Annotated in this window: 13 protein-coding genes and 1 pseudogene; 9 read left to right on the top strand and 5 right to left on the bottom strand. The window is 66.8% G+C overall.

Annotated features, from left to right (window positions below; all coding sequences use genetic code 11):
* Positions 1–38: 38 nt before the first annotated feature.
* The 4 genes and pseudogenes from NOCYR_RS31000 to NOCYR_RS30050 form a co-directional block, all read left to right on the top strand.
* Positions 39–650 (top strand): annotated as a pseudogene (locus NOCYR_RS31000) (amidohydrolase family protein); the annotation flags it as partial.
* Between the two features lie 217 nt (positions 651–867).
* The gene (locus NOCYR_RS30900) at positions 868–1,002 is read left to right on the top strand and encodes a hypothetical protein (RefSeq protein WP_330981624.1); all 135 of its coding nucleotides are present in this window, start codon (positions 868–870) and stop codon (positions 1,000–1,002) included.
* A gap of 341 nt (positions 1,003–1,343) precedes the next feature.
* Positions 1,344–2,696: a phosphatase PAP2 family protein gene (locus NOCYR_RS30400; RefSeq protein ID WP_081505378.1), complete on the top strand. Its 1,353-nt coding sequence runs from the start codon at positions 1,344–1,346 to the stop codon at positions 2,694–2,696.
* 38 nt (positions 2,697–2,734) lie between these two features.
* On the top strand, positions 2,735–3,715 hold the full coding sequence (locus NOCYR_RS30050) for a hypothetical protein (protein ID WP_014350539.1): 981 nt from the start codon (positions 2,735–2,737) through the stop codon (positions 3,713–3,715).
* A gap of 166 nt (positions 3,716–3,881) precedes the next feature.
* On the opposite strand, the gene NOCYR_RS11495 is transcribed toward NOCYR_RS30050, so the two are convergent.
* A complete protein-coding gene (locus NOCYR_RS11495) occupies positions 3,882–4,835 on the bottom strand; it encodes a DNA polymerase domain-containing protein (protein WP_014350538.1) in 954 nt (317 codons plus the stop codon).
* 219 nt (positions 4,836–5,054) lie between these two features.
* Here NOCYR_RS11495 and NOCYR_RS11490 point away from each other — a divergent pair, with 219 nt between their 5' ends.
* Positions 5,055–8,030, top strand: coding sequence for a LysM peptidoglycan-binding domain-containing protein (locus NOCYR_RS11490; protein WP_014350537.1), 2,976 nt, complete (start codon positions 5,055–5,057; stop codon positions 8,028–8,030).
* Entirely contained in the window at positions 8,027–8,899 is an 873-nt protein-coding gene (locus tag NOCYR_RS11485) for a hypothetical protein (protein ID WP_014350536.1), read from the top strand. The genes NOCYR_RS11490 and NOCYR_RS11485 overlap by 4 nt, the downstream gene beginning before the upstream one ends.
* A 44-nt stretch (positions 8,900–8,943) precedes the next feature.
* On the opposite strand, the gene NOCYR_RS11480 is transcribed toward NOCYR_RS11485, so the two are convergent.
* A complete protein-coding gene (locus NOCYR_RS11480; protein WP_014350535.1) occupies positions 8,944–9,573 on the bottom strand; it encodes a DoxX family protein in 630 nt (209 codons plus the stop codon).
* Between the two features lie 329 nt (positions 9,574–9,902).
* Here NOCYR_RS11480 and NOCYR_RS11475 point away from each other — a divergent pair, with 329 nt between their 5' ends.
* Positions 9,903–10,820 carry an alpha/beta hydrolase gene (locus NOCYR_RS11475; RefSeq protein WP_014350534.1) on the top strand — a complete coding sequence of 306 codons (918 nt, stop codon included), beginning with the start codon at positions 9,903–9,905 and terminating at the stop codon, positions 10,818–10,820.
* Positions 10,821–11,052: 232 nt separating this feature from the next.
* Here the strand turns inward: NOCYR_RS11475 and NOCYR_RS11470 are convergent, their stop codons facing one another.
* Complete coding sequence (locus NOCYR_RS11470; protein WP_014350533.1) at positions 11,053–12,045, bottom strand: MerR family transcriptional regulator; 993 nt, start codon at positions 12,043–12,045, stop codon at positions 11,053–11,055.
* Between the two features lie 15 nt (positions 12,046–12,060).
* Positions 12,061–12,723 carry a HEAT repeat domain-containing protein gene (locus NOCYR_RS11465; RefSeq protein WP_193364739.1) on the bottom strand — a complete coding sequence of 221 codons (663 nt, stop codon included), beginning with the start codon at positions 12,721–12,723 and terminating at the stop codon, positions 12,061–12,063.
* A gap of 270 nt (positions 12,724–12,993) precedes the next feature.
* Here NOCYR_RS11465 and NOCYR_RS11460 point away from each other — a divergent pair, with 270 nt between their 5' ends.
* Both NOCYR_RS11460 and NOCYR_RS11455 read left to right on the top strand, forming a co-directional pair.
* Complete coding sequence (locus NOCYR_RS11460; protein ID WP_014350531.1) at positions 12,994–13,410, top strand: hypothetical protein; 417 nt, start codon at positions 12,994–12,996, stop codon at positions 13,408–13,410.
* A 416-nt stretch (positions 13,411–13,826) separates the two neighbouring features.
* Positions 13,827–14,954 carry a transcription termination factor Rho, short form gene (locus tag NOCYR_RS11455; RefSeq protein WP_014350530.1) on the top strand — a complete coding sequence of 376 codons (1,128 nt, stop codon included), beginning with the start codon at positions 13,827–13,829 and terminating at the stop codon, positions 14,952–14,954.
* Between the two features lie 98 nt (positions 14,955–15,052).
* Here the strand turns inward: NOCYR_RS11455 and NOCYR_RS30395 are convergent, their stop codons facing one another.
* The gene (locus NOCYR_RS30395) at positions 15,053–15,412 is read right to left on the bottom strand and encodes a hypothetical protein (protein ID WP_231856066.1); all 360 of its coding nucleotides are present in this window, start codon (positions 15,410–15,412) and stop codon (positions 15,053–15,055) included.
* Between the last annotated feature and the right edge of the window lie 182 nt (positions 15,413–15,594).

Genomic DNA, 15,594 nt, shown 5'->3' with positions numbered 1-15,594 from the left:
AGTTCTTCGCGCGGGCCGCACTCACCTCGGCAGGTGAGATGCTGCTGCGCGGATTCACCAGCGTCCGCGATATGGGCGGTCCGATCTTCCCGCTCAAGGCAGCCATCGACGCAGGCAAGGCCACCGGCCCACGGGTATGGCCGTCGGGAGCGATGATCTCCCAGACCGCCGGCCACGGTGACTTCCGCACACCCGAGGAAAAGTCACGCCGCTTCACCGGAAAACAGTCGCGGGCCGAGGAAATCGGCGCGACCTTCATCGTCGACGGCCGCGACGAAGTGCTCACCGCGTCGCGGGAGAACCTGCGGATGGGCGCGAGCCAGTTGAAGCTGACCGCAGGCGGCGGCACCTCCTCGGCCTACGACCCGATCGACGTCACCCAATTCACACTCGACGAGTTGCGCGCCGCCGTCGACGCGGCCAGCGATTGGAACACCTACGTGGCAGTGCATGCCTACACGCCCAAGGCGGTGCGCCGGTCGGTCGAAGCCGGTGTCCTCTGCATCGAACACGGACAGTTGCTCGACGAACCGACCGTGGACCTGCTCGCCGAACGCGGTGTCTTGCTCAGCGGCCAATACCTGCAACCCAGCAACGACAGCATGCCCGCAGAGCGCCGCGCCAAACGCGAGGGCATCGTGGCCGGTAACGCGATCGTCTGGCCGATGGCCAAAAACGCCGGCGTCAAACTGGCATGGGGCACCGACTTCCTGTTCGAGCCCGCCATGAACGCCGAACAGAACCGCCTACCTGCTCCGGCTGAGCGAGTGGTTCAACCCAGCGGAACTGCTCCGCCTCGCCACCATCGACAACGCCGCACTACTGGCACTGAGCGGGCCCCGCAGCCCCTACCAGGGAACGCTCGGCGTGGTCGAACCCAACGCGCTGGCCGACCTGATCCTCGTCGACGGCGACCCGTTGGCCGACATCAACCTCATCGCCGGCCCGGCCAAGAACTTCCACGTGATCATGAAAGACGGCGTGATCCACAAGAACACCTAGCTCGACCGCCACCACGGTCACCTGGACGGTTGGCCCGGCGGCAACCCGAAGCCCACACGCCCACCGGGACCCGGTTCGGCATACACGGTGCCGTGGTGGGCGGCGATGATGTCGTCGACGATGGCCAGGCCGAGTCCGGATCCGGGGATGGCTTGGGTGCCTCCTCGAGCCTAGGCCTGTGCATGGGCCGATGCCCGGAGGGAACCCGGTCTGGGTCGCGCGCCGAAAAAGGCGCGAAGCCCCGGCAACGTTCCTTCCTGGCGCGCAGGCATTCTCGTTCGGGAGCCCTCCCCGTTCAGTGCCCCGTCAAGCCGCGTTCACGACGTATTTACGATGTCCGAATGCTTATTCACGACACGCACGGCAGTTCGACCTCTCCCCCGGAGCCTGCGGACGTCGATCGGGCCGGGGGACGTCGGATTTCGCCGTACGTGGTGTGGGGCGGTATCGCCGCCGCGGTGCTGGTATTGGTTGCGGGACAGCTCATCGCTGTTCACATCAACGCGCTCGGTCCGTTGACCAGCCTTTTACGTGACTACGCCGGGACACCCAAGTCGGCGACGACGCCGTGGGCGGGATTCCTGCTGGCATTGGTCGGTGTCACCACCCGGGTGCGGGTGAGCGCCCTGGCAGCGGCGGTCGCCATCGATCTGGTCTTCGTGGCAGTTCGGACACTCGACGAACGGCCGTTCACCGTGGGCAACGGACCGACAATCGTGCTGACGGCGCTGGCGGTGATCGCCGCGGTGCGGTGGTCCGGGGTGCGACGGCGGACCGCGCTGCGAACGATCGCGCTCGGAGCGCTGCTCATCCTCGCGACGAAGGTCGGCGAGATCTGGCTGGACATCACCGCCTGGGTGTGTCCGCAGGTTCTGGATCCGTATGTGGAAGTGGCCGATCGCGCCCTCGGCAATCCGTCGTGGCTCGTCGGGCGGGCGCTCGAGCTGGCCGGGCCGATACCGACCGGCGTGGTGCGCTGGGTGTACTTCGAGCTTCCGGTGGCGGCCATCGTCGTCGCGGTCTGGCAGTTGCGTGGCGTGACCACGGGTGTGTGGCCGCAGCATCACTTGGTGCGCACGTTCTTGGCGATCGGACTCATCGGCCCGATCTTCTATGTGATCTTCCCGGTGGTGGGGCCGGTGCTCGCGTACGGACCGCAGGGGCACGGCATGGAGATCGCCGATGTCTGGCCGAATATCATTCCGGCGCTACCTATCTCGGTCGAATCGATGCCCTTCGACGGCATCACACCGCGCAACTGTATGCCCTCGCTGCATACCGCGTGGGCGCTCGCCCTGTTCATCCACTCCCGACGCGGGCCGACCTGGTTGCGCTGGGGCGGTACTTTCTGGCTGGTGTGCACGCTGACGGCGACGCTCGGCCTCGGCGCGCACTACGGCCTCGACCTGGTGGCGGGCGCCGCGTTCTGCCTGACGATCGAGTCCGTCCTGCGCGATCCCGGCCGTGGCTGGGACCGGGCGCGCATCCGGGTGGTGGCGATGGGAATCGCCACGTTCGCGGCGGTACTGCTGTGCGTCCGCTACCTCGCCATGCCGATGGCGACCCATCCGGTCCCGTTCGGCATCGCGATCCTGGGCATGCTCACCGCGTTGTGTGTCGTGTTCTACCGGACCTGGTTCGCTCCGCAACCGCCAGTCGTCGTCGCGCGCGAGGCCGAGCTCGAGCATCGATGACGCGCGTCGCCGCGATCTTGCCGGGCTAGGCTGGCGCGATGACGACCTGGCTGGAGGTCCTGACCGCGCTCACCACCGTCCCGCGGATACCCCTGCGCGGGACGGTTCGCGAGGTCCGTGCGGAGGAGCCCGCCGGCTTCGGCTGGGCGGGCCATGCGGATCAGATGGTGATCCCGGTCGGCGATGGTTGCCGGGTGTGGCGGCACGGTGATCGGCTGCGCGTCGAACGGGAGGACGGCGCCCTGGTCTTCATCACCGACGGTGCCCGGGCCTGGGACTTCACCGTCGATGCGAAGCGTCCCCGAACCGGCGCCGTCGACCGCGTGATCTACCTCGGACCGAACCAATTCCTGGTACAACGCCGCAGCGCCGCCGACTGGCAGGGCAACGATTTCACCCGGCCGGCCGGAGAAGTAGAAGAAATCGAGTTCGCGGGACGGCGGTGCTGGACCGTCGAGCTGGCACCGCCACCCGGCAAGCCGCATCCGCTGCGGATCTGGGTGGATATCGAATCCGGCCATATGCTCGGATTCCATTCCGAGGCCGGCGGACAAGGCGCACGTTTCGTCGATCCGGTCGTCGGCGCGGATGCCGACGACTCGCTGTTCCATTGGGACGGGCCGGTATACACGCCTCAGCAGTATCAGCAGCTGCTCGAAGAGCAACGCGCCGCCGTGCAACGTGAGCAGGCCGGATGGTTCGCCGAAACCGTCACCTCCGCACCGCTCACCGCACGCGTGCCGGTGGACTTCACCCCCGAATCCGTCCCCTTCCGCGACCCGGAAACCGGCGCCTTCGACGCGCACAGCCGCCGAACCCTCCTGTCCCGTCGCCCACGCACCGCCGAGGGCTGGACACCGCGATGGGGCGCGCTGCACTACGTCTGGTCGACGCCACAGTGGGATTGGGCAGCCGCAGTCATCGATGCCGACCTCGATGACGAGGCGGTCGCCCAGCTCCAGCAGCAACTGCATCCCGGCGAGCCGGTCGATCGGCAACGCCGTATTGCAGGGCGGTAGACCAGGCCGGCGCTACCGAGGTCAGGAAAGAACCGGCCAGCGAGTCAGGTTCCGTGCTCGCCCGCGCTTGGGCGCGATGCCGGTCACTGATCGCCCGCTTGCTCTGACCTTTACCCGCGGTGTGCCATGTAGCGCGTTCTCTGAACCGGTGCGCGCTGCGGGCCGCCTATTGCTCGCGCCTGGCCCGTGCTCGCCGCTTGCCTTCGTGCATGGCCTGCACGCGCGCCACCGGTATCGTGTGGCCCTCATCGATCAGGTCTTGGGGAAGTTCCTGTGGGGCGGGCATTTCCGACTGCCAGGGGTCGCTGTCGCCGAGGAGTTCCGGCACGGTTCGCAGCGTGAAATCGGCCGGTGTGACGTCGTCCAGGCCAGACCAGCGCAGCGGAAAGGATACGGTGACGCCCGGGCGGATGCGTGGGCTGTAGGCCGCGGCTACGGTGGCGCCGCCCGAGCGGGTGGCGTCGAGGAAGACCTTGCCGTGGCGGTCTTCTCGGATGAACGCGGTGGTGCCGACCGAGGGGTCGATGCGTTCGGCACGGGCCGCGATCGCGCGCGTGGCCGCGGCGGCATCCTCGACGTCGAGACCCGCAACGACCGGCACGAAGACGTGCAGCCCCTTCGATCCGCTGGTCTTCACCGCACCCGCCAGCCCATCGGCGGTCAGAGCCTGCCGGATCAACCGGGCGCCCGCCACCGCGTCGGCGAAGGTCTGGCCCGGGGAGGGATCGAGATCGAGCACGAGGTAGGTGGGATGCGGCGCGGAGTCGGCGAGGAACAGCGTCGGGTGGTATTCGACGGCACGCTGGTTGCCGAACCAGATCAACGTCCGCAGGTCGTCGCACAGCGCGTAGCTGATCTCGCGCCGCGAACTCTCCGCCCACACCGTCGTCCTCGGCACCCACTCCGGTGTGTACTTCGGCAGGTTCTTCTGCATGAACGGCGGCTGCCCCGGCCGCACACGCACCACCGACAGCGGTCGCCCGCGGAGCACCCGGAGCAACCGCTCGCCGGCGAACTCCAGGTAGTCGAGCAGATCCGCCTTGGTCGCTTCGGCCCGGTCGAACAAGGGTTGATCGAGATTGGACACGTCGACACCGTGGCGCGTCAGGTCACCCGTCATCGCTCCACACTCCCCCGCCGCCGGCCGCCCGTCAATCAGCCGCATCGTTCTCTGGACAGCGACCTGTTCGCTCAATGCCCGGATACTCGTTCCGCCACTGCCTCGGACGGACATCGTCGCCGGTCGTCCCGGCTGAACGAGTAGTTCGCTACTCGTTTGAATCGTCGTCGACGCTGGCACGATTTCGGCACTGGTAGCACTTCGGAAAGGCACAGGGCCATGACCACGCACTCTCATATCGTTGCCAGCGGCGACACATTGTGGGGCCTCGCGCAACAGTATTACGGCGAACCGCGGCTGCATCCGGTGCTCAGGGCGGCGAATCGGATCGACGACCCGACGTCGATAGCCGTCGGGCTGGTCCTGACGGTCCCCGACTTGGGGTCTGCCCGGACTCATGAGACCGTCGAAGGCGATACGCTCGCCGAGCTGGCGGCCCGCTACTACGGCGATGCGGGCAAGTGGTCTCTCATCGCCGACGCGAACGGGATCACCGATCCGGCGGCGCTGCCGATCGGACAACTTCTGTGGATTCCGGACAGCGCTGCGCCCGGCGCCGGGACCGCACCGACCCCGCAGCAACCATTGCAGGGGTGTGCTCGCGAGGTGTTGAAGGCCACGCTGGTCCCGATCGAGATCCAAGAGCCTGGCGGCGAGGACGCGCCGGAGCGGGGATCAAGCGGTGCGCTGGTGAAGGTCGCGGCCATTCGCCAGCTTCAGCTCACTCCCGGTGAGACCGATGCCCTCCGGGGATCGGGCGGAGTTGAATCCGCTCGTCACACGGCCGTCTCCAACGCTACCTTCGATACGATCGCGACGTTCGAGCAATCACTCGTCCCCGCATTGCAGCCCGAAATCAACGCCCTCGCGCAGGTTCCGATGGCAGAGTTGCTGGCATTCACCGACTTACTGGTGGAGCGGCGCCGCGCGGCGCTGGATTCCCTTCGAGAGGCTCGCGAGCCGGCGCCGACCGACGAGATCGGTCGAGAGGTCGTCCGGCTCAACGCAGCCATCGTTGCCGCTCGCGGGCTCCGTGAGCGCGCCGTTGCGCACCCGATCGGGATGCTCAACCTCGAACGCATCGAGATGGTTCCGGTGGGAATCGAGCGCGGTGAGCTGGTGTCCACCATCCCGCTCGCACCCGGGGAGGAGACGGCGGTCACGCATAAGGAGTGGTCGGTGACCTCCAAGGAGTTCACCACGATCGTCACCGACACACTTGAAGAGTTCAGCGAAACCGGGGTCACCGACAACACCGATATCGCTCAATCCACGAGTTCGCAGACCCAGCATTCGAATCAGTTCAATATCACAGGTACGGTCCAAGGCGGAATCTCGATCGTCTCGGGGTCGACAACCACGGGATTCACCGCCCAGGACGGCCAGTCGACATCGGCGGCCGAGAGCCGTAAGCATGCCCGGTCGCTAACACAGAAGGCATCGTCGCGATCACGCCAGGAGCACAAGGTCACCATTGCGACGCGGACGGAAACGGGAATGTCGGAGACATCGACGCGGGTGCTGAAGAACTCTGCCACGCATCCCGTCCGGATCGACTATTTCAGCATGATGCGGCAATGGCGGGTCCGGCTCTATCGCTACGGACTTCGCCTCACCTACGACGTCGTCGTGCCCGAGCCGGCCGCGGCCATGCGCAAGCTCTATGCCGAGCTCGACCACTGGCGTAGTCAATTGAAACCGTTCGATTTCCCGGCCGTTTTCGCCGATCTCGATCCGAACCTGAAGGTCGATGCCCACGGTAACCCGGACCCGACCGGCCAGCCGAAGTACCAATGGCTCGCCGACAAGTACGACGCGGCCGTCCCTGCCTACCCCGCCGCCCCGGAGCCGGTGACAAAGGGCAAGGTCGGCGGAACAAACAGTTCATGGGCGTATATGGAAATCGAATTCGACGTGCCTGCCGGGGCCGAGATCAGCGAAATTCTCGTCACAGCCAACATCGGAAAGCACGAGGACGGCGGACCCATCGTCTTCGCCGTGATGGGCAGTACCCTCGGTCGCACGCATAACGGCGACTTCCTCGCGGTACATGATGAAAAGGCGATGGGATTCGACGGCAAGCCGTTCATGGCCGGCCATACCGGCCACCGCGTGGTTACCGTGTTCTTTCATCGGGTCTCGGCCCCCTTCATCCAGTTGAAGGTGCTGTCCCGGACCCGCGCGCAGGGCATCGACCAGTGGAAGAACGACGTGTGGACGGCGTTGCTGAGCGCCGCCCAGAACAGACACTTCGTCGAGCAACAGGAGATCGCCGGCAAGATAGCTGCCCTCGAAGAACGCCTCGCCGATGTCGACACGCTCACCCTACGCCGCGAAGAAAGCGACGAGATCATGAAAAGTGTCATCCGCTGGATTCTCGGCCCGGCTTTCGAATTCATGCCCAAGCCAGTGCTCGATGCCTTCGGTGCTGCAGGGGTGGACCTCGTCCATGGCAGTGGATTCGACTCCTCGCAACTCGGCATGACGACCGAGCAATGGACGCTGGTTCGACAACACGAGCACATTGTCCGGTTCATCAACCAGGCAATCGAGTGGGAAAACGTAGTGACCTTCCTGTACTCGTACTTCTGGGATGTGCCGCCGAGCTGGAACTTCATTCGGTCGCTAAGGCACCCCGACCCGAATCGCCAGGCGTTTCTCCGGGCAGGCGCGGCGCGGGTGGTACTGACCGTCCGGAAAGGGTGGGAGGACAAGTGGGTGCGTTTCGCTGAAACCGGCAGTATTGATGGTGCCCCCGCTGCCCCTTATCTATCCATCGCACGTGAAATCGCCGCCTACGACGACCGCAATTACCCCGGTATCGCTCCGGCGAATCCAGCGAAAACCGCTACTCGGCTACAAGAGTCGGTTTACGCGACCTGCGCGCAACAGGTGGCGGCGTCCGCGCAACCGGTGACGCTCGGCGTGGACAGCAGCAAGGGTTTCGTCGTGGGACTGCCCGTGGTGCTCGACACCTACGACGACACGCACGTGCAGGAATCAGTGCGGATCGTTGCGATTCCGAACGATCACCAGATCACCGTGGAGAAGGTGGGGCACACGCACGGCTCGCAGACCCCGTTCCCGGTGATCCAGCCCGGCGAGCGCGGCACCCTGATCGCCGAATGGAACGAGTACACGCCGACGTCGGGAACTGACATCGCCGTCACCTCCAACCTGGCGAGCATCGCATGAGCGGCACTCCGGCGTGGTCGCCGGCACCGGCGGCCGGTGTCGCTCCCCCGCTGCCGCCGGTGCCCGGTAGTCGCCAGGATGCCTATGCACAGGGCGCTAAGCTCGGCGAGCTGTACGGACAGTTCGACGCATGGGTCGACAAGCTCAGCGAACTGTTCGACTCCGCGACGCTCACCGGTGGCGTCCGTTTGTGGGATCGACTGAGCCCAGAGGAGCGGTCAAAAGCGCTGTCGCTGATCAAGCGTGGGGTGGAATCGCTACCGGCGCTGCCCAAGACGGCGAGCGCGGACCTTGCAGCGGCCTTGCGAGAAGGATTCATTGCTCGCCGACGCACCAGCTACGAGGCCGCACGATTTCTCAACCGTGCCGTCTGGGTGGCCTGTGAACTCGCCATGATCGTTGTCATCGATAAGGCGGCGACCCCCTCGCCGAGCATGATCGGGTCGATCGTCACGCGTAATCGCGATTGTGCCGCGCATACCGCGTCGATCGTGATCCGCGAAGTCGCCGGACACGACGTCGCGGCCGATCGACTGGTAAAGATGTACGGATTGCCGCCCGAATCGATGTACGGATTCAAGGATGCCATGAATTACGCAATCAAGTGGTTCGAGGAGGTGGGCTTCAAGTTCGCCGAGAAGTTGGGCGGGTTCGCACCTGCCAGGCAGGGCGGACAAGTCGGCCGCTACGTTCTCTTCTTCGAACGCCCGAACGGCGGACACGTCGTCTATGGGCAGGTGACCGAGGCCGAACTGATCATCATCGATGGCCAAGCCGGGAAAGAGTGGAAGAACATCGCGGAAGCACAGCGCGCTATCAATGGAGAACTAAAGCGCGCGCAAAGGATCGTCGGCGTCGACTTTCCCTAGATCACGCATGCGCCGCAGTCTGCTGCTGCGGCGACAGCGGCGCGCTATTCCTCGATCCAGCCGAGCCGGACAGCGTTGTCGTGCATGACCTCGTCGACGACAGGCAGGGTGAGGACGGACGCGGCGTAGAGAACAACGAGGACACCGAGGGCGATGGCCCACCCTCGGCGGCTTGTTTCCGGCCGAGTGGCGTCGGTCCGGCTGCCGTCAGCGGTGCCCCGCAGCCAGGTCTGGGGCAGTCGCCGGTCGGCGGGCCGCAGCATCCAGGATGCGACGGCCAGGATCGCGAACATCAGCGGCGCCGACCACGACTGGACACCGTCGCCGACCGCCAGATGCGACACCACGCCGCCCGACCACAGGAGAAAGGCACCGGCGTAGGCCCATTCCTTGATCAGTGGGAATCCGGGCGCGATGATCGCGACCGCGGCGCCGACCTGCCACACACCCAGGAGGTAGGCGAAGAAGTGCGGGTATCCCAAATGTTCGAGCTGGATTTCGACCCATTCGATCGGCACCAGGTTCCAGACCGATCCGGCGACCAGTTCGAAGACGATGATGAGTGTGGTTGCCCAGAACGCGATGCGTCGCGTTCGAGACGAGTTGTTTCGCGCGGTGACCGGGGGCTCGTCGGCGGATGTGTGCGGCAGGGCCGGGGTCGCTCGAGTGATCATGTCGGAGTTCCTCGTGGTGTCGGTGAGCATGAGTTCCGCCGTCACCACCCCGGAATATCTCGCCCGGCTCCGAAGGAAGCCCGGTTGCCCACGGTGATCACGGCGCGCTGACTCGGTCATCGGCGAATCTCCGGTGCGGAAACGGTGATACCTATTCCGACGACCCACGTGACCGGAATGTCAGGTGCTCGGCGGACACCGGCGTGGATGATGTGCGCGTGGTCTGCCGGTCACCCGGTGCACTGTCGGCCTGGCGCGCACCTGGACGGGAGGATCCGGCCACCGCTTCGGACGGGAGGCAACCCTCGGCCCAGGTACCGTCGGTCTGCATGCGACTCGGACTGGACGACCTGATCGACCCGCGCCTGCGGCTGCTCGCCGATGAGTCACGCGGGTTCTACGAGAACCGACCCCCGGGGCGAGGACCACGGGATTTCGAGGAACTGCGCGCGGTCCGCGCCGGGGCCGGCGATCCCGCGCCGGTGGATCCGCCGGCGGTCGACGAGGTGGTCGAAGCCGAAGGACGCAGCGTGCCGGTGCGGGTGCACGCGCCCGCGGGCGGCGTCGCGAACGGCGTGTTCCTGGAGTTCCACGGTGGCGGGTTCTACATGGGATCGGCGGCCGGTAGCGATGTGCGGAATCGGCGGCTGGCGGATGCGCTGGGGGTCGCGGTGGTGAGCGTGGATTACCGGCTGGCGCCGGAACATCCGTGGCCGGCCGCTCCGGACGACGGCGAAACCGCCGCGCTATGGCTGGTCGAGCATGCCGTACAGCGCTTCGGCACCCGCAAGCTCGCGGTGGGCGGTTTCTCGGCCGGGTCGACGCTGGCCATGACGACGCTGTTGCGCCTGCGCGACCGCGGGATCAACGCATTCGATTGCGCCGTGCTGCAATTCGGAACCTACGACCTGAGCACACAGACTCCGGCAGGTCGTTTGATCGCCGACGAATACTTCCTCGAGGCCTACGCCGGGACAGCGCCGGACCGCACGCACCCCGACATCTCGCCGATCTACGCCGAACTCGGCGGGCTGCCGTCCGTTTTGATGGTTGTCGGCGAGCAGGACATCCTGCTCCAGGACAATCTCGCCATGGCGGCACGGATCTCGGCATTCGGTGGAAACGTCGATCTGCGCATCTATCCCGAAGCGCCGCATGGGTTTACGGGGCACCCGACTGCTATGGCGAAGGCCGCGCTCGATGACATCGAGACGTGGGTCAGTGGGCAGCTCGGCGCCAGGCCCTGACCGGCGCTCCGGTCGATCCCGCGCAATACCGGCGGCGCGTCCGGGCTCGGGCGGCCCGAAGGTTCGGCGCATCGACGTCGACCTCCGGCGTGCCGACTTGGCGGGCCGGCGACGGCCGGGCGCGGCGGAGCTGCGGTTCACGCCGCCCGGTTCAGGACCCAGCCGGCGGCTCGTTGCTGACGCGACATCACATCGAGCCGTGAGCCGGACAGCCCGATACCGAACCGCGATGTCATCCCGACGAATCGTGTGTACTTTCCAAGACGGCGGCGGCGGTCGCGGCGACCCACCGATCGTCGTCCTCGGTCAATTCGACCAAGGCCTGGCGGGCGGCGGGAGCGGGGACCTCGCCGAGCGCCTGCGTGATCCGCAAGCGAGTCTTCTGGTCGCTGGTGTCGAGCCGATCCCGGAGCTGCCGGACGATCTCGTCGGCGCTGGTCGCGGCGAGCAGGCCGAGCATCTCGGCTGCTTCGACGTCGGTGCGGCCCTCGGTCACCATGTCCAGCAGGTGCGGTATCGCCTCGGTGGCGCGGCGCGCGCCCAGCGCCAGGGCGGCACGGTCGGCCACCACCAGGTCTGCGTCGCCGACAGCGGTGCGGAGCAGGTCCGTGGCTTCCGCGGAGGGAACGGCGACGATCGCGGCGACCGCACGGCGCCGGACATCGACCTCCGGCGAATCCAGTCCGGCCGCGAGATCGGTGAGCGCGGCGCCGGCCGCCCGCGCCAGCGACCACCGCAGCGCGCCCGCGACATTGAGGTCCTCCTCCGACAGCGCCGCCGCCACCAGTGCGTCGACCGGCGCGTCCTCGTACCGGGCGAGCACCGCCTGTTGCCGGTCGGCGCCGGACTCCGATTCGAGGGCATGCAGCAGGGTGACGATGCTCAGCACCGCCTCCCACTGCTCCGGCGCGGCCGCGTCCACCCGCTCGAGTTTGCCGAGCAGCTCCTGCTCGGCGGCGATCCGGGCGCGGGTGCGCCGGACCAGCTGTTCCACCATGTCGCCGGGGGCGAAGCCGGGATCGTCGAGCGCGCGTTTGGCTTCGGTCAGCGATAACCCGAGGGTGCGCAGGCATTCGACATGGAACAGGCGACGGATGTCGTCGGCGGAGTACTCGCGGTAGCCGGTCGAGGTGCGGACCGACGGAGTCACCAGGCCCAGGGCGTCGTAATGCCGCAACATCCGGCTGCTGACGCCGGAGCGCCGTGAGACTTCACCGATCAACATGCCGTCGCCTCCTCATCATGCGTCCGGACCCAGCACGGCCGCCCGCTTGGCCAGCTCGATCGCCGACGCGAACCCGCTGTCGGGATCCAGGCGCAGCTGCTCACTGGCCTCGGCGTGCGCGCGCACGTGCGGATCGGGATGCGCCATCGCGGCCTCCAGCACGGGCGCGGCGGCCTCGCCGAGCGCGGCGAACGCACGGCTCAGACTCAACCACATCTGATGGTCGCCGCGGCCCAGCGCACTCGCGAGGTCCTGCGCGAGCCCGCTCTCGGCGCCGGGCGGCACCAGCACAGCGGCCGCTCGCCAGGCGCTCAGCGCGACCTCGTCGTGCTCATCGTGCAGCCGGGCCGACACCGCAGGCCAGGCACGCGGATCACCGATCTTGGACAGCGTGTGCAGCGCCTGACTGCGGGCCTGCGGCGTCGCGGACTCGAGTTCGGCGAGCAGCATCGGCACCGTGACGTCGGCGGGCAGCCGGCACAGCGCCCAGGTCAGCATGTCCCGGACGAAGAAGTCCGGTTCGACGGCGCATCGGTCGATAAGGGTCCGCGCCAGGCTCGGATCGCCGAGCGTGCCTGCCGACAGCGCCGCCCGTAGGCGAGCCGACGAATCCGGCCCGGCGAGGGCGTCGACGAGGCGGACGTCCACCTCGTTGTTGGTTGTGTTCACGACAACCACCTCCTTCACCGACCACTCAAGGGCTTGTCACAGTGTCAAGGTCAAGTGACTTCGCGCACCGGCGCGCCTTCTCCCGGCCCGCCACCGGCGATGAGCGCAGCAGCCCCGTCCACGACATGCGCACCCGGCGCGCCGCATCCAGGCTCGCACCGGCGACGATCGCGGCTCCCCGTCCACGACACGCGCGCCGGAACCTGACGCACGACCCTCACCGACCGCGGCATCGACCGCGCCAGGCCGGGTACTCCCAGGTCGAAAGGAGGTTTCGCCATGAGTACTCCCCCGTCCGGCCGCCGGATGCGTCGCGCATCGCTCGCCGTGAGCATGATCGTCGCGGCCGGCCTGGTCGGAGCCTGTTCCCGGGATTCCGGTGACGAACCCGCGTCCCAGCCGCCACCGCCCCAGCCGACCGTCGAGGATGTCGGCCCGGTCGCCGCCGGCTATCTGTGCGACATGCTTCTCGTCGACACCGCCACCTGGCGCGAGCATCCCGATGTCGGGCTGATCTCCTTCGAAGGACACGTGCGGACCTGGGCGGCCGAGTACCAGGAATTCGAGGGCGCCATCATCCGCGATCACACCTTCGTCGACGATGTCACGATCCACTACTGCCCCGATATCCGTGACCGAGCGATCGACGCCCTGAATCTCGACAGTCTGTCATCCGGGCTGGTCGGGTACACCTGATCCTGGTCAACGACCTCACCGCCGCCTGACCGTCACCGGGACCGACGGTCGGCGGTCGACGCCCAGCGGTCAACGCCCAGCGGGTCGACGTTCAGCGGTCGACGTTCAGTGCGGCATGCGCCAGCGCGCTGACCACCGTCACTCTCGCGCACAGCACCCAGCATCGCCCGCAACGACCCGGGAACAACCGGCCACCCTTGCGCGTTGACCCTGTCAGCGCTACCGTAGGCACGTCTCCATCTTGTGGATGCAGGTGACTGATCCCTCCCACAAGAGTTCGATTTCTCTCCACGGTCTGATATTCCGTGCACACCGGCAACGTGTCCGGACCGGCCGCGCGCATCGATCAGCGCGATTCCGCAGGCGGCATTCGCTTCGCCCTGCCCTCACCGATTCCCTCCTGAAGGAGAAAACCCATGCACAACAACCATATTCACGAACCGGAACCAACGGTTACCGGGATTCTCGACATCTCCGACAGGCATGCCGCGTTGCGCGTCGACGGGTATCTGCCCGGACCGCGCGACGCCCACATATCGGCCCGGTTGATCCGCGAGTACGGGCTGCGGCGCGGTGATGCCGTCACCGGCGTCGTCGGCACCGGCGATGGCGGGAAACTCGCACCACTGATTCGCGTCGACACCGTCAACGGACTACCACCCGCGACCGCAAAAGCCCGCCCGCACTTCGGTGACCTGGTACCGATCTATCCGAACGACCGCCTTCGGCTCGAAACCGAAGCGCACGAAATGACCACGCGCGCCACCGATCTCGTCATGCCCATCGGCAAAGGACAGCGCGCCATGATCGTGGCACCACCGAAAGCGGGCAAAACCTCGGTGCTGCAATCGATCGCGCACGGCATCGCCAAGAATCATCCCGAATGCCACCTGATGCTGGTGCTGGTCGGCGAACGCCCCGAGGAGGTGACCGACCTATCGCGCGCGGTGCCCGCCGAGGTCGCCGCCGCGACCTTCGACCAACCCGCCCGCGAACACATCGCCCTCGCCGAACTGGCCATCGAACACGCCAAACGACTGGTCGAAATGGGTCGCGACGTGGTGGTGCTGCTGGATTCGCTGACCCGCCTGGCCCGCGCCTACAACCTGGCCGCCACCGGTTCCGGCCGAATCCTGTCCGGTGGCGTCGACGCCGGCGCCCTCGCGCCGCCCAAGAAATTCCTCGGCGCCGCCCGCAATATCGACAACGGCGGCTCGCTCACCATCATCGCCACCGCCCTCGTCGAAACCGGCTCCCTCGCCGACACCGTCATCTTCGAGGAATACAAGGGCACCGGAAATGCCGAGTTGAAACTCGACCGCCAGCTGGCCGACCGCCGCACCTTCCCCGCCATCGATATCGACCGCTCCAGCACCCGCAAAGAAGAACTCCTCCTCACCCCCGCCGAACTCACCGCCACCCACGCCCTCCGCAAAACCCTGTCCACCCGCGAATCCCAGCAAGCCCTGGAATTGCTGCTCACCGGGCTGAAGCAGACCGATTCGAATGCGGAATTCCTGCGCCAGATCCGCACATCGAGCTGATCCCGGACCGACCGTTCAGCTGCCACCTTCGGGCCAGTACAGCCACACCGTCAGACCGACAAGGGTGACGACCAGCGCGATGAGCGCGACCGTGTCCGTCACGACCGCGACAATTCGGCGCCACCGGCAGGCCACCTGTATCCGCGCGGATAGACCTGCATGGGCGTGATCAGCGCGGCGAGATCGGTCACCACATGCCGGAGGCAGTCGACGTGCTCGAACCCCGGAACGACAACCGCAGCCGCACCATGCTCGACGATGTGCTGCCTGACCACCACAGCGGCCATTACCGGACCGACATCCATGGTGACAGTGAAGACCAGCCGATAGCCGTGCCGCCGCGCGAGCGTATCGAGATCCTCACCCCCTCCGGAGATTCCGCGCCGAATCAATCCGATAGCTCGCACCTGTCCTAGCGACATCCGCACCGCCTCGTCACGTTGTTGGATGGCACCCACCGCCGAGGAGAGATCGCACCGGGTGGCTCATCTGCGCTGTACCGAGGGCGCACCCGGCGGCGGGGCTGAAAGAAAAGCTATGAGTGGCGAGTTCGGCGTCGGTAGAAAATTGCGGCATATTGCGCCCGATTCCGCCGCAACGCCTGGGCCGAGGGCTGATGATTGAGCCGCACACAGACCAA

The sequence above is a fragment of the Nocardia cyriacigeorgica GUH-2 genome (genome assembly GCF_000284035.1).
In the GTDB taxonomy this organism is placed as follows: Bacteria; Actinomycetota; Actinomycetes; order Mycobacteriales; family Mycobacteriaceae; genus Nocardia; species Nocardia cyriacigeorgica_B.
The sequence above is the reverse complement of the archived record's forward strand: the minus strand, read 5'-3'. Positions and strand labels throughout refer to the sequence as shown.